General features: G+C 74.3%; 15 protein-coding genes and 1 riboswitch. Of the genes, 9 read left to right on the forward strand and 6 right to left on the reverse strand.

Annotated features, from left to right (window positions below; genetic code table 11):
- Positions 1-89 precede the first annotated feature (89 nt).
- On the reverse strand, positions 90-758 hold the full coding sequence (locus AB0G14_RS11580; protein ID WP_357696250.1) for a hypothetical protein: 669 nt from the start codon (positions 756-758) through the stop codon (positions 90-92).
- Positions 759-1,123: 365 nt separating this feature from the next.
- A riboswitch (SAM riboswitch) is annotated at positions 1,124-1,259 on the forward strand.
- A 10-nt stretch (positions 1,260-1,269) separates the two neighbouring features.
- Between AB0G14_RS11580 and thrC the strand changes: the two genes are divergently transcribed.
- A complete protein-coding gene (thrC, locus tag AB0G14_RS11585; protein ID WP_357696252.1) occupies positions 1,270-2,556 on the forward strand; it encodes a threonine synthase in 1,287 nt (428 codons plus the stop codon).
- 27 nt (positions 2,557-2,583) lie between these two features.
- Here the strand turns inward: thrC and AB0G14_RS11590 are convergent, their stop codons facing one another.
- Entirely contained in the window at positions 2,584-3,573 is a 990-nt protein-coding gene (locus tag AB0G14_RS11590) for a LysR substrate-binding domain-containing protein (protein ID WP_357696254.1), read from the reverse strand.
- A 230-nt stretch (positions 3,574-3,803) separates the two neighbouring features.
- Between AB0G14_RS11590 and AB0G14_RS11595 the strand changes: the two genes are divergently transcribed.
- From AB0G14_RS11595 to paaN, 3 genes are all read left to right on the forward strand, one after another.
- A complete protein-coding gene (locus AB0G14_RS11595; RefSeq protein ID WP_357696256.1) occupies positions 3,804-4,316 on the forward strand; it encodes a hypothetical protein in 513 nt (170 codons plus the stop codon).
- A 450-nt stretch (positions 4,317-4,766) separates the two neighbouring features.
- Positions 4,767-5,786 (forward strand): GNAT family N-acetyltransferase, encoded by a 1,020-nt coding sequence (locus AB0G14_RS11600; RefSeq protein WP_357696258.1) that lies wholly within the window; start codon positions 4,767-4,769, stop codon positions 5,784-5,786.
- 52 nt (positions 5,787-5,838) lie between these two features.
- Positions 5,839-7,512: a phenylacetic acid degradation protein PaaN gene (gene paaN / locus AB0G14_RS11605; protein ID WP_357696260.1), complete on the forward strand. Its 1,674-nt coding sequence runs from the start codon at positions 5,839-5,841 to the stop codon at positions 7,510-7,512.
- A gap of 47 nt (positions 7,513-7,559) precedes the next feature.
- Here the strand turns inward: paaN and AB0G14_RS11610 are convergent, their stop codons facing one another.
- Positions 7,560-8,105 (reverse strand): GNAT family N-acetyltransferase, encoded by a 546-nt coding sequence (locus tag AB0G14_RS11610; protein WP_357696262.1) that lies wholly within the window; start codon positions 8,103-8,105, stop codon positions 7,560-7,562.
- Between the two features lie 209 nt (positions 8,106-8,314).
- Here AB0G14_RS11610 and AB0G14_RS11615 point away from each other — a divergent pair, with 209 nt between their 5' ends.
- From AB0G14_RS11615 to groL, 3 genes are all read left to right on the forward strand, one after another.
- Positions 8,315-8,518, forward strand: a complete 204-nt coding sequence (locus AB0G14_RS11615; protein WP_013288855.1) for a cold-shock protein — start codon at positions 8,315-8,317, stop codon at positions 8,516-8,518.
- A 454-nt stretch (positions 8,519-8,972) separates the two neighbouring features.
- Positions 8,973-10,070 (forward strand): hypothetical protein, encoded by a 1,098-nt coding sequence (locus AB0G14_RS11620; protein WP_357696265.1) that lies wholly within the window; start codon positions 8,973-8,975, stop codon positions 10,068-10,070.
- A 275-nt stretch (positions 10,071-10,345) separates the two neighbouring features.
- The gene (gene groL / locus AB0G14_RS11625; RefSeq protein WP_350706882.1) at positions 10,346-11,968 is read left to right on the forward strand and encodes a chaperonin GroEL; all 1,623 of its coding nucleotides are present in this window, start codon (positions 10,346-10,348) and stop codon (positions 11,966-11,968) included.
- Between the two features lie 58 nt (positions 11,969-12,026).
- On the opposite strand, the gene AB0G14_RS11630 is transcribed toward groL, so the two are convergent.
- The 3 genes from AB0G14_RS11630 to AB0G14_RS11640 all read right to left on the reverse strand — a co-directional run bounded on the left by AB0G14_RS11630 (position 12,027) and on the right by AB0G14_RS11640 (position 15,806).
- Complete coding sequence (locus AB0G14_RS11630; RefSeq protein ID WP_357696268.1) at positions 12,027-12,224, reverse strand: hypothetical protein; 198 nt, start codon at positions 12,222-12,224, stop codon at positions 12,027-12,029.
- A 92-nt stretch (positions 12,225-12,316) separates the two neighbouring features.
- Positions 12,317-13,243 carry a GNAT family N-acetyltransferase gene (locus tag AB0G14_RS11635; RefSeq protein ID WP_357696270.1) on the reverse strand — a complete coding sequence of 309 codons (927 nt, stop codon included), beginning with the start codon at positions 13,241-13,243 and terminating at the stop codon, positions 12,317-12,319.
- 46 nt (positions 13,244-13,289) lie between these two features.
- Positions 13,290-15,806 (reverse strand): S8 family serine peptidase, encoded by a 2,517-nt coding sequence (locus tag AB0G14_RS11640; RefSeq protein WP_357696272.1) that lies wholly within the window; start codon positions 15,804-15,806, stop codon positions 13,290-13,292.
- A gap of 80 nt (positions 15,807-15,886) precedes the next feature.
- On the opposite strand from AB0G14_RS11640, the gene AB0G14_RS11645 reads away from it, so the two are divergent.
- Both AB0G14_RS11645 and AB0G14_RS11650 read left to right on the forward strand, forming a co-directional pair.
- Positions 15,887-17,704: a glycerol-3-phosphate dehydrogenase/oxidase gene (locus AB0G14_RS11645; RefSeq protein ID WP_357696389.1), complete on the forward strand. Its 1,818-nt coding sequence runs from the start codon at positions 15,887-15,889 to the stop codon at positions 17,702-17,704.
- A gap of 85 nt (positions 17,705-17,789) precedes the next feature.
- Positions 17,790-18,323, forward strand: coding sequence for a hypothetical protein (locus tag AB0G14_RS11650; protein WP_357696274.1), 534 nt, complete (start codon positions 17,790-17,792; stop codon positions 18,321-18,323).

An 18,323-nucleotide genomic window follows, 5' to 3' on the forward strand; every position in this document is an offset into this window, starting at 1 on the left:
CTGCGGCCCCGTTGACCACCTGCACCGGGATCGCCGCTGTCGACCTGCCCCGTCTGTGCGACCGGCCGCGGGGGCCAGCGGCGGGGGCGTCAGGGGCGGTACGGGGCGTCGGTGTGGCTCAGCTCGGTCAGTGACGTGCCCCTGAGCTGGTAGACGGCGGTGCGCCGGATGTTCAGCTCGGCCATCGCGCTGTCCGGCGTCCGGGTCAGGTAGACCACCGTCGCCCTGCCGTCGCGCACGCTGACGCTCGACACCGGGGTGCGGTCGCCGAGGTCGGTCTGCGCCTGGTAGGCCGGGTCGCCGTCGACGTTGCGCCAGACGGCGAGGGTGAAGAAGCTGCCGCTGCCGCCGCCGTTGAGCATGACCGCGCCGACCGCGTCGGCCGCCCCGTCACCGTCGAGGTCGCCGATCGCGCAGGGCTTCTGCAGCTCGACGGTCGCGCCGTCCTCGCCCGACCAGCGGCCGCCGGCGAGGGGGATCGGGTCGGCGTACCCGTTGTAGCGGACCTTCCTGCTCCCCACCTCGGCGTCGCGCAGCTCCGCGCAGGTGAGCTGGTCGGCCGGCCGGGGCGTGCGGCGGGGGGTCGGAGTCGCCCGGGTCGTCGCCTCGTCGATGTCGAGGTCCTTCTTCGTCGAGGCGCCGGCCGGCCGGTCGGAGGACCGGTTGCGCTTCTTCCGGCTGCCCGTGGAGCAGGCGGAGGTGACGACCAGCAGGCAGGCCATGGAGAGCGCCACCACCGGGACGAGCTTGCGACGCATCGTGCGATCCCTTTCCGTCGATGAGCCCCCGCACCGTAACGGGTCGACGCCAGCCCGGCCGCGGGTCACGTCCGCGAGCGCCAGCGGTAGCGGTCACCTCCGTCGCCGGCGCCGGGCCCCGGTGCGGGTGCCCGGGTGGTCCCACGGACGGGGCAGCTCGACAGGTCCCGTGGAGGCGCTCGACGGGCCTCGTGGAGGCGTGGTGCCGACGTGCCCGACGCACGCTCGGGCGCGGCGCTCACCCGACCCGGTGGCGGTCGCCGACCCGGTCGCCGTGGGTGACCCGGTAGCGGGGCCGCTCACAGCGTGGGAACCCCGCTCGGCAGGGCAGGCTGTTGCCCGTAGACTCGGCGGCACAACTGCATACCTCATCCAGAGGGGCTGAGGGATACGGCCCGACGACGCCCCGGCAACCACCCCGCGCGCTCACCGCAGAGCGACCGGCGGGGCAGGTGCCAATTCCGTCCCCGCCGCAGGGTGCGATGCGGGGAAAGATGAGAGGACCCTCGACATGACGTCGACGTTCGCCGTCTCCGGCATCGACACCACCGCCAGCCCCGCCCGCGCCCTGGTCTGCCGCGCCTGTTCGGCCCGCTACCCGCTCGCCGCCCAGCACGCCTGCTACGAGTGTTTCGGCCCGCTGGAGGTCGACTACGACGCCGCCGCGCTGGCGACGGTCACCCGGGAGCAGATCGAGGCCGGCCCGCAGAACATCTGGCGGTACGCGGCGCTGCTGCCCGCCGGCCAGGACCCGGCGACCAGGGTCACCCTCGACCCGGGCTTCACCCCGCTGGTCGCCGCCCCGCACCTCGCGGCCGAGCTGGGCATCACCGCCCCGCTCTGGGTCAAGGACGACAGCGGCAACCCGACCCACTCGTTCAAGGACCGGGTGGTCTCGGTCGCGTTGACCGCCGCCCGGGCGCTCGGCTTCAGCCGCTACGCCTGCGCCTCCACCGGCAACCTGGCCAACTCGGTCGCCGCGCACGCCGCCCGGGCCGGGGCGCCGTCGGTGGTCTTCATCCCCGGCGACCTGGAGCAGGGCAAGGTCGTCACGACCGCCGTCTACGGCGGCGAACTGGTCGCCGTCGACGGCTCGTACGACGACGTGAACCGGCTCTGCGGCGAGCTGGTGGAGACGGACGAGTTCGAGGACACCGCGTTCGTCAACGTCAACGTCCGCCCCTACTACGCCGAGGGGTCGAAGACGCTCGGCTACGAGGTGGCCGAGCAGCTCGGCTGGCGGATCCCGGCCCAGGTGGTCATCCCGATGGCCTCCGGGGAGCTGCTCACCAAGATCGACAAGGCGTTCGCCGAGCTGGTCGAGATCGGGCTGGTCGAGCCGCCGGCCGGCGGCTGGAAAGTCTTCGGCGCCCAGTCGGCCGGCTGCAACCCGATCGCCGCCGCCCTGCACGCCGACACCGACACGATCACCCCGGTCAAGCCGACGGGCATCGCCAAGTCGCTGAACATCGGCGACCCGGCCGCCGGCCTCTACGCGTTGGAGGCGGTGCGCCGCACCGGGGGCTGGATGGAGTACGTCGACGACGACGAGATCCGCGCTGGCATCCGGCTGCTGGCCCGCACCACCGGCGTGTTCGCCGAGACCGCCGGCGGGGTGACGGTGGCGGTGCTGCGCAAGCTGGTCGAGTCCGGCCGGCTCGACCCGACCGCGGAGACCGTCGTCTTCAACACCGGCGAGGGGCTCAAGACCCTCGACGCGATCGCCGCCCAGGCCGGCCCCACCCACCGGATCAGGCCCTCGCTGCGCGCCGCCCGCGACGCCGGCCTCCTCGGCTGAGGTCCGAGGCCGGTGACCGCTCGCGGCTCAGCCGCCGGCCCGGCCCGCCCCGGCACCGGTCGCGCGACTCGCCCCCACGCCGGCCACCCGGTCCGGTCTGCCATCGGCCGGCGTGAGCACGGCGTGCAGGCGGCGCGCGACCGTCGCCGCGACCTGACGGAAGGCGAGCACGGCGGCACGGCGGTCGTGCCGTCGGGCAGCCGCGACGAAGGGCACCGGGGCGACCTCGGACAGCTCCACGAAGCGCAGCTCCGCGAGGGGCGAGAGCCCGCGTGCCGTGCGGGGACCAACGGCCACCACCGACGGGTCCTGGAGGATCAGGTACGCCATCTCCGCCGGCGAGGTGACCGTCACCCCGCGCTGCTGCGGCGGGCAGCCGTCGCGGTAGTCGTTGAGCAGCCAGTAGTCGCGGATCGTCGGCACGTCCTCGATCCGGGGCATGGCCAGCGTCAGCACGTCCGCCAGCGACACCGCCGCCCCGGCGTCGGCCAGGGGATGCCGGGCGCTCAGCGCGAGGACGCGGGGCTCGGCGAACAGCACCGTCCAGTCGTGCCGTTCGGGGTCCAGCGGCAGCCGGGTGAGCGCCACGTCGATCTGGTCCGCCAGCAGGGCGGTGTACAGCCCGCCCACGGTCAGTTCGCGCAGGACCAGCCGTACCTCGGGGGCGGCCCGCTGCCAGGCGGGCAGGATCGACGCGATGAGGTCGCCCGCCCCGCCGGTGCTGAAGCCGACGCGTAGCGTGCCGCCGCCGGTGCCGATGGTGTCCCGGGCCGCCCGTACGCCGTCGGCGATCCCGACCACGGCCCGCTGGGCCGGTTCGAGCAGCGCGGATCCGGCCTCGGTGAGTCGGACGCCCGCCGGCTCCCGGTGGAACAGCGGCGCGCGCACCGACCGCTCCAGGGCGCGGATCTGCTGGCTCAGCGTCGGCTGACTGACGTGCAGCAGCGCGGCGGCGCGGGTGAAGGACCGCTCCTCGGCGACGGCGAGGAAGTACCGGAGTTGACGTAGTTCCACCATGACGATCCCCCTTGCCCGACCCCCGCGGGCATCGACGATCAGAAGATCTACCAGCACTCATAGGTCCGTCCTATGGCCCATCGTTGTCGCGTCTTGGACAGCCCTCCCGACCCGGCCGAAGAATCTCCAGGTGGCGGTACCCGGAAGCTCCCGGGGTCCACCGCCGCCTGTCACATAGGCGACGAATTGCGATCGGCCGCGACCACCCGGCCGGCACGAGAGGGGTTCCCATGAACGCAGCACCGGCCCGCGTCACCCGGGCGGCCGTGACCGCCTTCACCATGCTGGCCGCCTCCCTCGGTGTGGTGGCCCTCGGCGCCACGCCGGCGGCGGCCGGGACGCAGGACAAGTACACCGTCAGCAAGTCGTCGAGCAGCTTCGACGGTGGCTGTGTGGCGGAGTCGACCGTGAGCTACTGGCCCGGCACCGACACCGCGACGTTCACCACCACGGTCCGCAACCCGTACCTGTTCGCGGCGTGCCGGGTGAACACCCGGCTGTTCGTGCAGGGCACCTCGACCCAGTGGAACAGCGCCGTGCACTACACGATGGCGTGTGCGATCACCGACACGACGTGCTCGTCCACCCAGACCACGACCGGCACCTACTCCTCCGCCACGCCGAGCCTGACGGCGTACGTGGACAGCGTCAACGACGCGCTGGAGGCGATGGGCATGCCGCGGTCGTTCACCCGCAAGCAGGCGGTCGAGTCGATCTCGATCGAGTTCAGCAAGGCGGGCTGACGCGGCGAACGGGCGGCCGGGCACCCAGGGGGCGCCGGCCGCCCGTTGTCGTCACGGGACGGGCCGGCGCCGCCCGGTGACGTGCCCGGCGACCGCCGCGGGTGCCGCCCGGTCCGCCGGGAGTTCCGGGCAGGTCAGGGGCGCACAGCGCAAGATCGCGGGGGCGGCCGGGAGGAACGGGGGAGGGGTGACTCACCCGGACGGGGGATCGGGTCGATCCGCCGGGTAACTGGCTTTTCGCTGTGAGTGCGGAAAACGCACCGACAAGGACTTGACGGCAGGAACCGGACGGCGCAAGATGCTTCGTGCGGGAGGGCGTCTCGCCGGAGACTTTGAGTTCTTGCGACCCAACGCCGGAGGCGTTGTGCGAGCGTCCCTCCCGACCAACGTCCGATCGGGCCAGCGGTTAAATCGCTGGCCCGATCGTCGTTTCCGGGCCACCCTCGGGGCATGCGCATCACGATCGCGCCGATCGACGCCGCCGACCAGACCGCGATCGACGCGGCCTACCGGATCGGCGCGGCGGCCAACGACGCCGACCTGCCGGACTTCCCGCCCTTCTGCCGGCGGCGCTTCGAGGCCGCGATCCGGCACCCGATGCCCGGCAACACCGCGCTCTGGGCGCTGGCCCGGCTCGACGGCGTGCCGGCCGGCTACCTCGCGCTGGACCTGCCGCAGCTCGACAACACCGAGAACGCCACCGCCGACCTGATCGTGCACCCGGCCCAGCGGCGCCGCGGGGTGGGCCGGGCGCTGCACGAGCACGCCGTACGGCTGCTGCGCGAGCGGGGCCGCAAGCGGGTGCTGGGGATGGCGGTCGCCGCGCTGCCCGGCGGCCCGCCCCGGCCCGAGGCCGGCGCCGCCTTCGCCGCGTCGACCGGCGCGCGGCCGGCGCTGGCCGAGATCCGCAGCCGGCTCGACACCACCCGGCTCGACCACGACGGGCTGGACGCCGCGCTGGCCGACGCCCGCACCCGGGCCGACGGCTACCGCGTCCTCCGCTGGCAGGGGAGCACCCCCGACGAGCACGTCGCCGACATCGCCTACCTCGACGGCCGGCTGATGGCCGACGCGCCCCTCGGCGACGTGGAGTGGGAGCCCGAGCGGATCGACGTCGAACGGGTCCGCGGCATCGAGCGGGCGCTGGAGGCGCGGGGACGGCGGCGCTACCACACGGCGGTGCGCCACGAGGCGTCCGGCCGGGTGGCCGCCTGGACCTTGCTCGACGTGGGCCCCTCCGCCGACTGGCACGCGTTCCAGCAGATCACCATCGTCGACCCCGCTCACCGGGGGCACCGGCTCGGTCTGCTCGTCAAGATCGAGAACCTGCGGCACCTGCTCGCCCACGAGCCGGCGGTCCGCGCGATCGACACCTTCAACGCGGCCGAGAACAGCTACATGATCACGATCAACGAGCAGCTCGGCTTCCGCCGGGTCGACGGCTGGACCGACTGGCAGCTCACGATCTGAGTTGTGACACGGCCCTACTGATCCTGGGGCTTCCTGTTGCATGATGGCGGGCATGACGGAGACCCCGCACCCCCTGTACGACAGGCACGCCGACACCCTGACCCGTGCGCTGACCGCGATCACGGAGCGCGGGTACTGGTCCGCCTACCCCGAGTCGCCCAGCCCACGGGTCTACGGCGAGACCGCCGCCGCCGACGGCAAGGCCGCCTTCGAGGCGTACCTCGGCGGCGACTTCCCCCTCGACCAGCCGGGCGCCGGCGACCGGGTCGCCACCGAGACCAGCCCGTTCGGCGTCGAGCTGGGCGTCCGCTACCCGCACGCCGGGGCCGACGAGCTGGTCGCCGCCGCCTCCGCCGCACTGCCGAGCTGGCGCGACGCCGGCCCGCAGACCCGGGTGGGCGTCTGCCTGGAGATCCTCGACCGGCTGCACAAGCACATCTTCGAGCTGGCCAACGCGGTGCAGTTCACCAGCGGCCAGGCGTTCGTGATGGCCTTCCAGGCCGGCGGCGCGCACGCGCTGGACCGCGCGCTGGAGGCGGTCGCCTACGCGTACGCGGAGATGACCCGGCACCCGGGGACGGCGGGCTGGGAGAAGGCCGCCGGCAAGGGCGACCCGCTGCGGATGACCAAGACCTTCCACGTGGTGCCACGCGGCGTGGCGCTGGTGATCGGCTGCAACACCTTCCCGACCTGGAACTCCTACCCGGGGCTGTTCGCCTCGCTGGTCACCGGCAACCCGGTGGTGGTCAAGCCGCACCCGCGCGCGGTGCTCCCGCTGGCCGTCACCGTCAGGTACGCCCGGGAGGTGCTCGCCGAGGCCGGCTTCGACCCGAACCTGGTGCTGCTCGCCGCCGAGGCCCCCGGCGAGAAGCTCGCCTCCACGCTGGCCCTGCACCCGGCCGTGAAGATCGTCGACTTCACGGGTTCCACCGAGTACGGCGACTGGCTGGAGGCCAACGCCCGGCAGGCGGCGGTCTACACCGAGAAGGCCGGCCTGAACACGGTGGTGGTCGACTCCACCGACGACTTCGCCGGGATGTGCCGCAACCTCGGCTTCACGCTGACCCTCTACAGCGGCCAGATGTGCACCACCTCGCAGAACATCCTCATCCCCGCCGCCGGCATCACCACCGACCAGGGGCACAAGAGCTTCGACGAGGTGGCCGGCGGGATCGCCGCCGCGATCGGCAAGCTCACCGCCGACCCGGCGCGCGGGGTGGAGCTCACCGGCGCGATCGTCAACGACGGGGTGCTGGAGCGCCTCGACGAGGTCACCAAGGTCGGCGAGACGGTGCTGGAGTCGCGTACGGTCGAGCACCCGGCCTTCCCCGGCGCGGTGGTCCGCACCCCGACGCTGGTCAAGCTGGCGGCCGACGACACGGCGACCTACTCGAAGGAGTGGTTCGGGCCGATCTCGTTCGCCATCGCGACCGACTCGACGGCGCACAGCCTGGAGATCCTGCGGTCGACGGTCGGCGAGAAGGGCGCGCTCACCGCGGCGGTCTACTCCACCGACGAGGCGGTCCTCGACGCGGCCGAGGCGGCGGCGATCGAGGTCGGGGTGCACCTGTCCTGCAACCTGACCGGCGGGGTCTTCGTGAACCAGTCGGCGGCCTTCTCCGACTTCCACGGCAGCGGCGCGAACGCGGCGGCCAACTCCGCGCTCACCGACGGCGCCTACGTGGCCAACCGGTTCCGCATCGTGCAGTCCCGTCGGCACGCCTGAGTCACGGAAGGGTTTCCGGGGCAGCCCACCCCGGAAACCCTTCCGCGTCAGGCGGAGCGGCGCATCTGGAGTTCGGTGAGCGCCGGCACGGTGGGGTGCGGCACGCGTACGCCGGTGTCGACGAAGCCCAGCCGCCGGTAGGCGCGGTAGGCCCGGTCGTTGCCGACCACCACCTCCAGCATCAGCTCGGGCCGGCCGCACTTCCGGGACCAGGCGGCCACCGCCTCGACCAGTTCGCCGAGCAGGCCGGTGCCGCGCCACGACGGGGTGACGTAGACGGCGTAGACGACGGTCAGCCCGGGCTCCTCCGGGGTCACCGTGCCCCCGGCGTGCCCGACCAGCCGGCCGCCCGGGTCCGCGACGAACTGCGCGGTGTCCGTGCCGGCCGACACGTGCGCGATCCGGGCCGCGTAGTCGGCGTGCGGCCGGGCCGCCGCGTTGGCGAGGGTCTCCAGGAAGGCCAGCGGCGCGTCGGCGAGCATCTCCAGCCGCAGCGCCCGCATCCGGGCGGCGTCCCGGGGCCGGACCCGCCGGATCTCCGCGTGCCGGATGCCCGCCGGCCCCCGCCCCGGCCCGTCCGGCGTCCTCGTCATGCCGCATGCCTACCACAGCGACGGATGACGATGCCCCTCGATCGGAATATGCCCGATTTGGGGTCGTGCGCCGCCGTCACGCCTCGTGTAGCGTGCGATTTCGGTCACCGAATGCAGCGGCCTCCCCGACCGCCGATTCGGTGGTCCTCCGGTGCCGGTCCGCCGGCCTCCGGGGTTGTGGAACGCCGTGCAGAGTGAGGAAGTGGACCGTGGCACAGGGCACCGTGAAGTGGTTCAACGCCGAAAAGGGCTACGGCTTCATCGCCGTCGACGGCGGGCAGGACGTCTTCGTCCACTTCTCCGCGATCGAGATGGACGGCTACAAGGCGCTGGACGACGGCCAGCGGGTGGAGTTCGAGATCGCCCAGGGCCAGAAGGGGCCCCAGGCCGAGCGCGTACGCGTCATCGCCTGACCCCCGTCCCCCGTCCGCCACAGACCGGGCCCTTCCGCCGCCGCCCGCCCCGCGCGGCGGTGCCAAACGGCATCCGTCGATCCGCTCCGGCGGGTGAGCCGGTCGGGTGACCCGCTTCGACACATGGGTTCGGCGGGCGGGATGGTGGTGTGTGGTGGGCGCTGTCGAGCTGCCCCGTCTGTAGGACCACCCGTCTCTGTATGACCATGCCTCGCATCCGGCTCGGCCGCCTGCGAGGCATGGTGTGCCCCATCTGTGAGGGCAGCTCGACAGGGGCCGGGCAGCGGCAGCGGCGGGGTCCGGTTCCGGGGTGTGACCTGCGGCATCGTTGGGCGGGAACCGCAGCCGGGACGGGCCGTGGTTCGTGGTCGTGGTTCGTGGCACCCCGGGCTGCGGCACGGGGTGCCAGGCATGGAGGATCGTGAGCCGGTTCAGCCGTCGCTGAGGAGGGTTCATGTCCGACCAGCCGCCCCAGGCCACGCCCCCGTCGGGGGATCCCGACCCCGCCACGGCCGGCGATGCGAGCGCGCCGCAGCCGCAGCCGCAGCCGCAGGGGTGGGTCTTCCCGCCCACCGGCGGGTTCCCGGCCGGCTCCGGCCCGCACGGCGGGCAGCCGTGGTATCCGGGCGCGCCGGTCGTGTATCCGGGCGCGCCGGTCGCGTACCCGGGGCAGCCGGTCCACGGGTGGTACCCGCCCGGCCACGGCCTCGACCCGGCCGACCCGCTGGTCACCCCGCCCGGCGGCGGCGTGAGTGGCTGGTTCGACCGGTGCGTCGGCGCGGTGCGCCGGGGCTGGAAGCCGCTGCTGCCGATCCTGCTGCTCACCCAGGTGCTGCCGGCCGTGGTGCTGTCGGTGCTCGCGCTGGTGGTCGACCCGTCGGCCCGGTGGGACGAGTCGATGGCCGACGACCCGGCCGCGCTGCCCGACACCTTCCTGGCCGACCTGGGCACCATGATGGCCGTGCTGATCGGCGGCGCCCTGCTCTTCGGCCTGGTGCAGAGCCTCGGCTGGGCCGCCGGCACCTGGGTGGTCGCCCGGCAGGCGGCCGGCCAGCCGGTGACCGTCGGCGCCGCGTTGGGCTACGGCCTGCGCCGGGCGCCGGGCCTCTGGGGCTGGACCCTGCTGATGGGCGTGATCATCGGGCTCGGGGTGTGCTTCTGCGTCATCCCCGGCATCTACTTCGCCTTCGCGCTGAGCATGGCCGGCCCGGTCTACCTCTTCGAGCGGCAGCACCCGATCGGCCGCTCGTACCGGATGTTCCACGACCGGCTGGGCCTGCTGCTCGGCCGGGTGGCGATCGTCGCGGCGGCGGTGATCGTCGGGGGCGGGGCGGCCGGCCTGGTGGAGGGTTTCGGCTCGCTGCCGTTCGGCGTCACCCCGCTGGAGTCGCCGGGCACGGCGGTGGGCGCGATCGCGGTGGCGGTGCTCGGCGGGGTGCTGGGCCTGCCCACCCACCTCGCCCAGTTGGTCGGCCTGGTCGTCACGTACGCCGAGCAGCGCGCCCACGAGGGACCGGTGGACAGCGCGCGGCTGGCCGGTGAACTCGGCTGAGCGGGGCGGGCGTGCTTGCACTCGGCAGGGGAGAGTGCTAAACAAGTCATTGGCACTCGCATACCGTGAGTGCCAATGGTCGGGGCGGTAGGGCCACGGCCGCACGGGCGTCCACACGTCGGTGCGGCACATGGCCGGTCGTCGCGGGCTATCCGGCCCGGCCGAGGAGACGTCGTCGTCGCCAGGTGGCGACGTCCCCAAGGTGCGTACACCAGGCGGCCCATCCGGGACACAACCTCCGGGTGGCCCGTGAGTGTCCAGGAGGACAACGCCGTATGGCCAAGATGATCGCGTTCGACGAAGAGGCGCGCCGGGGCCTCGAGCGGGGCATGAACCAGCTCGCCGACGCCGTGAAGGTGACCCTCGGCCCCAAGGGCCGCAACGTCGTGCTCGAAAAGAAGTGGGGTGCCCCCACCATCACCAACGATGGTGTGAGCATCGCCAAGGAGATCGAGCTCGAGGACCCCTACGAGAAGATCGGCGCCGAGCTGGTCAAGGAGGTCGCCAAGAAGACCGACGACGTGGCCGGTGACGGCACGACGACGGCGACCGTCCTGGCCCAGGCCCTCGTCCGCGAGGGTCTGCGCAACGTGGCCGCCGGTGCCAACCCGATGGCCCTGAAGCGGGGCATCGAGGCCGCCGTGGCCAGCGTCTCGGAGGAGCTGTCCAAGCTCGCCAAGGACGTCGAGACCAAGGAGCAGATCGCCTCCACCGCCTCCATCTCCGCCGGTGACAGCACCGTCGGCGAGATCATCGCCGAGGCGATGGACAAGGTCGGCAAGGAAGGCGTCATCACCGTCGAGGAGAGCAACACCTTCGGCCTGGAGCTGGAGCTCACCGAGGGTATGCGCTTCGACAAGGGCTACATCTCGGCCTACTTCATGACCGACCCGGAGCGCATGGAGGCCGTCTTCGACGACCCCTACCTCCTGATCGTCAACAGCAAGATCTCGTCGGTCAAGGACCTGCTCCCGATCCTCGAGAAGGTCATGCAGTCGGGCAAGCCGCTGCTGATCATCGCCGAGGACATCGAGGGCGAGGCCCTGGCCACCCTGGTCGTCAACAAGGTCCGGGGCACCTTCAAGTCGGTCGCCGTCAAGGCGCCGGGCTTCGGTGACCGCCGCAAGGCCATGCTGGCCGACATCGCCATCCTCACCGGTGGTCAGGTCATCAGCGAGGAGGTCGGCCTCAAGCTGGACGCCGTCGGCCTCGACATGCTGGGCCGCGCCCGCAAGGTCGTGGTGACCAAGGACGAGACCACCATCGTCGACGGTGCCGGCGACGCCGAGCAGATCCAGGGCCGGGTCAACCAGATCCGGGCCGAGATCGACAAGAGCGACTCCGACTACGACCGCGAGAAGCTGCAGGAGCGGCTGGCCAAGCTGGCCGGCGGCGTCGCGGTGATCAAGGTCGGCGCGGCCACCGAGGTCGAGCTGAAGGAGCGCAAGCACCGCATCGAGGACGCCGTCCGCAACGCGAAGGCCGCCGTCGAGGAGGGCATCGTCCCGGGTGGTGGCGTCGCGCTGGTGCAGGCCGGCAAGACCGCCTTCGACAAGCTGGACCTGACCGGCGACGAGGCGACCGGCGCGCAGATCGTCAAGATCGCGCTGGACGCCCCGCTGCGGCAGATCGCCGTCAACGCCGGCCTCGAGGGCGGCGTGGTCGTCGAGCACGTCCGCAACATCGAGCCGGGTCACGGCCTCAACGCCGCCAACGGCGAGTACGTCGACCTGCTGGCCGCGGGCATCATCGACCCGGCCAAGGTGACCCGTTCGGCGCTGCAGAACGCCTCGTCGATCGCGGCGCTCTTCCTCACCACCGAGGCCGTCGTGGCGGACAAGCCGGAGAAGGCCCCGGCCGCCCCGGCTGGTCCGGGTGGCGGGGACATGGACTTCTGAGTCCAGCTCCACTACGCCGGAAGGGGCGGGCCGCGTCAGCGGTCCGCCCCTTTCGCCGTCAGGTCGGCAGTGGTCGTTGGTTGCGCCTCTTCTGCGCCCGGCCGTACGGCTGCGGGATCTGGACCGGCTCGTCGACCAGCGCCACCGGCTCGTCGGTCGGCTCGTCGGCGCCGGTCATCTCCGCCTGCTGCTCGGCGTCGCCGTAGTCGAGCCAGTCGAACGGCAACGGGCCGGGGCGTTCGTCGTCCGTGGTCATGGCTGCCTCCTCTACCGAAACGGTAGGGGGCGTCGATCAAAGATGGGGGCGAATGGGGTTATCGGCGTCTATATCCCCTTCGCCCTCTTCCGTCACTCTCCGAGCGTCCTGCGGTACAGGAAGAAGACCCGCTCGATCCGGGCGCCCGCGCTGCCCGAGTAGAACGGCACCGGCCCCACCCAGCCGATCTGCGCCGCCGTCACGCCCGCCGCCCGCTGGTCGCGCAGGCAGCGGCGCAGCAGCACCCCGCCGATGCCCGAGCCCTCCGCAGCCGGGGCGGTGCCCATCGGCCCGAACCAGCTCGGCCGGGACGACCCGTACGCGGCGAAGCCGAGCACCTCGCCGTCGCGTTCGGCCAGGTGGCAGCCCGCCCCCTCCCGGCCCACCGAGCCGGCCAGCTCCGCGTCCCAGGCGCCGCCGAACGTGGCGCGGGCGAACTCCGCCAGCGCCGGCAGGTCGGCCGGCTCGGCGCGGCGGACCGAGACGCCCCGACCGGCCAGCCGTGCCTCCGCCGCCTCCGTGGAGCGCAGCGCGGGAGAGTCGTCGTACGACAGGTCGGCGGTCATGTTCCACGCCGTCCGGTCCTGCCGGTAGCCGAGCGCCAGCGCGGCGCAGACCGCCGGGGTGTAGCGCACGTCGATCCCGGGCCAGGCGTAGTACGGCGGGTTCCCCGCCAGCAGCACCTCGGCCGCGCCGAGACCGGCCAGGGTCCGCTCGGCGGACGACAGCAGCGCCCGGGCGACGCCCCGGCGCCGGTGGTCGGGGTGCACCGCCACGAGGTCCACATGCCCGAGCCCGGCGTCCCGCCCCGACAGGGAGCAGACCAACGCCCCGACCAGCTCCGCCCCCCGGTACGCGCCCAGCGCGACGACCGGCCGGTCGGCGGCCGCCCGGGCCCAGAGCGCGGCCACCAGGGCCGGCGCCTCGGCGGCGTCCTCGGGCAGGTCCAGCGCCCGGCGGCACAGCTCCACCACGGCGGGCGCCCGGTCGGCGGTCAGCTCGACGATCTCCGCATCCATGGTCGCCGACCCTAGAGCACGGGGTGCGGGGTGGGGCAAGGGCCGCTCACCCGCGGGCCGCCCGCACCGCCGCGTACGCGTCGACGAGGCCGGCGCCGGTGATGTTCGCGTCGCCGCCGCAGGTCTCCGTCCGGGAGGCGTACGTCGCCGGGGTCGCGGTGTCCCGCAGGATCTGCCGGGTGCGGGGCAGGTCGCCCACCAGCGCCGGGTTGGCCGACCACATCAGCGCCACGACGCCGGCCACCTGCGGGGTCGCCATCGAGGTGCCGCTCAGGGTGGCGTACCCGCCGCCGGGCATCGCCGACAGCACCTCGTCGCCGGGGGCGACCAGGTCCGGCTTCGCCGCCCCCCGCACCGGTCCGCGGGACGAGAAGTCGGTGACCCGGCGCCGCTGGTCCACCGCGCCGATGGTCAGCACGTCCGCGTACGGCGCGGGCGGGTCGTCGATCGAGCCGCAGTACGGACCGGTGTTGCCGGCGGCGGCGACGACCAGGATGCCGGCGGCCTCCAGGGCGGCGGTGGCCGGCCGGAGCGCCCGCAGGTCGCAGCCCTCGATCGGCGGGCAGCCCCACGAGTTGGTGAGGATCTCCGGGGCGCGCGCCGGGCGCCCGTCCGTGAACGGGTTCCCGCCGGGCGGGAAGGGCGCCAGCATGAACTGGAGGCAGTCCAGGTAGTACCCGGGGTTGCCCAGGTTCCGGTCCAGGTTGACGCAGCCCACCCACTGCGCGCCCGGGGCCACCCCGATCCCCCCGCGGCCCACCGCGCTGCCCACGGTGTGCGTGCCGTGCCCGCCCTGGTCGGTCGGGGAGCGGGTGCCGTCCCACGGGTCGTACCAGGAGTCGTCGCCGCCCCGGAAGCCGGCGGCCAGCGCCGGGTGCCCGCCGTCCACCCCGGAGTCGGAGCTGCCGACCACGATCCCGGAGCCGTCCACCCCGAGCTGCGACCAGACGCGGTCCGCGCCGAGCATCCGGACGTTCCACTCCGGGCCGGCCGGCGCGGGCGCGGTGCCCCGACTGCGGCCGGCCGGCGCGGGCAGCGGCCGCACCCGCTGGCTGACCAGCACCCGGGCCACCTCCGGCCGGCGGGACAGCCAGGCCCGCACCGCCGGCCCGCCGTCCACCTCGACCGCGTTGACCAGGTAGTAGGGGGTGTGGTCCAGCCGCAGCCGGCGCAGGTCCCGGCGCAGGTCGGCCTGGGTCCGCTCGGCGGTGTCGACCAGCCGCCGGTAGACCTCGCCGGCCCGCGCGTCCCGGCCGGCCCGCCCGGCCGCCGCCGGCACCCCGTGCAGGTCGGCCTGCTCGCGCAGCACCACGAACAGCCGCTCGCCGTGCAGGCCGGGCTGGCCCGCGCCGACGGCCACCGCGCCGACCGCGACCAGCAGGGCCGCGGCGGTCACCCCGGCCACCCGCCGGCTCGGCCGCCGGCCGCGGGGCCGGGCCAGCAGCACGCCGTACGCCACGGCGAGCACGGCCGCGACGGCGAGTCCGGCGCCGGCGGCGGCCGCCACCCAGAACGGCACGTCGCGGGTGTTGGCCAGGACGAGGGTGATCTCCTCGGGATCGGTGAAGGCCAGCGGGCCGAACACGGCGAGCCCGACCAGCCAGCGGGTGGCGGCGCGGACCCCGGCCCGCCCGCCCGGCTCGCGCCCGCCCGGCTCACTTCCGGTGGTGTCCGACGGGCCGGCAGGGGCGGTACCCGGCGGGTCGGCCGGCACCGTGCCCGGCGGCGCTGCCGGGGTGGCGGCGGCCGGGCGGCGGGCCGCCGCGTGCAGGGCGGCCAGCGCGAAGCCGGCCGGCGGCAGGGTCAGCAGCAGGGGCAGTTGGGCCCCGGACTGCCCGACCCCGGCGGCGAGGACGAGCAGCGCGACCCCGGCGACCAGCCCGCCGACCAGCACCAACCGGGCCGGCCGGGGCGGCTCGCCGACGGCGAAGCGGGACCAGAAGGCGTCGTCCAGCAGCGCCCCCGCCAGCACGCCCAGGGCGGCGGCGGCGAGCCCGGCGAGCACCGTCTCCAGCAGCCCGCCGAGCGCCCCCAGCCAGACCCACGGCAGCAGCAGCGCCAGCCCGCCGGCCACCCCGAGCAGGGGGGCGGTCGGGGCGGAGGGCCGGGGCGGCGCGGCGGCGCGGCGGGCGAGCGCCCGCAGGACGAGGGCGGCCAGGGCGGCCGTGGCGGCGAGCGCCGCGAGGTACGCCTCGTGGTGCACCGGCGGGAGCGCCCGGAGCAGCCCCAGCGCGCCGAGCACGAGCGCCGCGGCCAGCCAGGCCCGGCCGGTGGCGCGGACCGCCGCCGAGCGGGGCAGCAGGGCGAGCGAAAGCGCGGGCGCGCCGACCAGCAGCACGGTGAACAGCACCGTCGCCGGCCAGAGCCACACCACGCGGTGCAGCCCGGAGGCCAGCATGATCTGGTCGGCCAGCCACCCGCCGAGCTGGCTGACCACCACGAACCCGACCGTCCAGCAACCGGCGACCACCGCCGCCACCACGGGCCACGGACTCGACCGGGCCGGCGCGGCCGGCGGGAGCGGGGCGGGCTGACCAGCGGGGAACGGGGGGCCGATCTCCATTCCTCAGACAGTACGGCGCGGACGGTGTGTGCCGCCGGTGTGGCCGTGACGGTTACCGTGGACGGGTGCGCGACCCCAACGTGTCCCGAACCGAGGCCAGCCAGCTCTCCCCGGAGCGCCGGGCCACCGACCTGCGCCGCCTGCGGGCCGAACGCTTCGACGTGCTGGTCATCGGCGGTGGGGTGACCGGGGCGGGCGCCGCCCTGGACGCGGCCTCGCGGGGGCTGAAGGTGGCGCTGGTGGAGGCGCGCGACTACGCCGCCGGCACCTCCAGCCGCTCCAGCAAGCTGATCCACGGCGGCCTGCGCTACCTGGAGCAGCTGGAGTTCCACCTGGTGCACGAGGCGCTCACCGAGCGCGGCCTGCTCGCCACCCGGCTCGCCCCGCACCTGGTGCGGCCGGTGCCCATCCTGGTCCCGCTGCCCGGCGGGCGCGGCGCGCGCGACCTGCCCGGCCGGCTGTTCCGCCGCTCCTACTACGGCGCCGGAGTGGCGGCGTACGACGCCTTCGCCGGGATCTTCGGCGGCGGCCGGGGCATGCCGCTGCACCGCCACCTGACCCGCGAGGGCGCCCGCCGGGTCTTCCCCAGCCTGCGGGCCGACGCGCTGGCCGGCGCGATCCGCTACTACGACGGGCAGGTCGACGACGCCCGGCTGGTGGTGACCCTGGCCCGCACCGCGGCCAGCCTCGGCGCGACCGTGGTGCCCAGCGCCCGGGCGGTCGGGCTGATCCGGCAGGCCCGCGAGGTCACCGGCGTCCGGGTCCGCGACCTGGAGGCGCCGCCCGGCTCCCCGGACGCCGAGTTCGAGGTGCACGCCCGCACCGTCATCGCCGCCACCGGCGTGTGGAGCGACGACATGTCCCGGATGCTGAACGACGTCGGGCTGCGCCCCGGCATCCGCGTCCGGGCCTCCAAGGGCGTGCACCTGGTGGTGCCCCGCTCGGCGATCACCGGCGAGGCAGGGCTGATCCTGCGTACGGCGACCAGCGTGCTCTTCGTCATCCCGTGGGGCGGGCACTGGATCATCGGCACCACCGACACCGACTGGCGGCTCGACCGGTCCCACCCGGCCGCCTCCGCCCGGGACATCGAATACCTGCTGGAGCAGGTCAACACCGTGCTGGACCGGCCGCTCACCACGGCCGACATCGAGGGCGTCTACGCCGGGCTGCGGCCGCTGCTGGCCGGCGAGGCCGACTCCACCTCGAAACTGTCCCGCGAGCACGCCGTCTTCGAGCCGATGCTCGGGCTGCTGCTGGTCGCCGGCGGCAAGTACACGACGTACCGGGTGATGGCCTCGGACGTGGTCGACCGGGCCGCCCACCGGCTCGGCGCCGTACGCCCCTCGCGTACCGCCGACCTGCCGCTGCTGGGTGCGGACGGCTACCCGGCGATGTGGCGGGGCCGGGCGGACCTGGCCCGCCGGCACGGGATGCCGGTCGGGGTGGTCGAGCACCTGCTGGAGCGCTACGGCACCCTCACCCTGGACCTGCTCGCGCTGGTCGACGCCGATCCGCTGCTCGCCTCCCCGCTGGCCGGTGCCCCGGAATACCTCGCGGCCGAGGTGACGTACGCGGCCCGGGCGGAGGGGGCGCTGCATCTGGAGGACGTGCTCACCCGGCGGACCCGGATCTCCTTCGAGACCGCGCACCGCGGCCTGGAGTCGGCCGGGCACGCCGCCGAGCTGATGGGCGCGGTGCTCGGTTGGGACGAGGCCACCCGGGCCCGTGAGGTGGAGCACTACCGGGCCAGGGTGGAGGCGGAACGGCAGTCCCAGCTGATGCCCGACGACGCCACGGCGGACGCCGCCCGGCTCGGCGCGCCCGACGTCCGGGGCTTCGCGGCCGACCGCGGCTCGGACGACGATCCCGTCGAACTACCGTCGTCGTCCCGCTGACCGATCCCCCACCCCGACCCCTGCCTTCGACGGCCGACCGCTCAGCCGGTTCCGGCGCTACCTACGGTGGGGTAGGTTCCGGCGCGTGCCACCCGCTGTCTGGTCACGTCTGCTTCCCCTGTCCGTCGCCGCCCTGCTGGTCGCCGCCCTCGCCGGTTGTTCCCTGCCCGGCATCGCCGACGACGACCCCCCCGCGCCGCGCCCGGTCGGGACAGGACTGCCGGAGCCGGGGCGGATCGGCGCGGCGACCGCCGAGGAGGGCAAGGTCAGCCTGTTGCAGAAGGTCGGCGGGGACGGCCCGCTGCGCACGCTGAACGTGGAACCGGACGGCCGGTGGGAGTGCGTCGACTGCGCCGGCGACGGGGTGACGTCGACCGGCACGCTCGACCCGGAGCAGGCCACCCGGCTGCGGGGGCTGCTGGCCGACCCGGGACTGGCGAAGGAGACCGACCAGGCCCGGGCCTACCAGGTCACCTGCATCGGCTCGCTGACCTCCAGCCTGCTCACCACCGTCGGCCTGATCACGTCCCAGGACTGCCCCGGGGAGGAACGCCCGCCGATCGCCAACGAGATCCTGCTGCTGCTCACCCAGGCCACCCCGGCCGAGATCACCGACTGA

It is taken from the genome of Micromonospora sp. NPDC023814, assembly GCF_040639595.1.
GTDB lineage: Bacteria > Actinomycetota > Actinomycetes > Mycobacteriales > Micromonosporaceae > Micromonospora.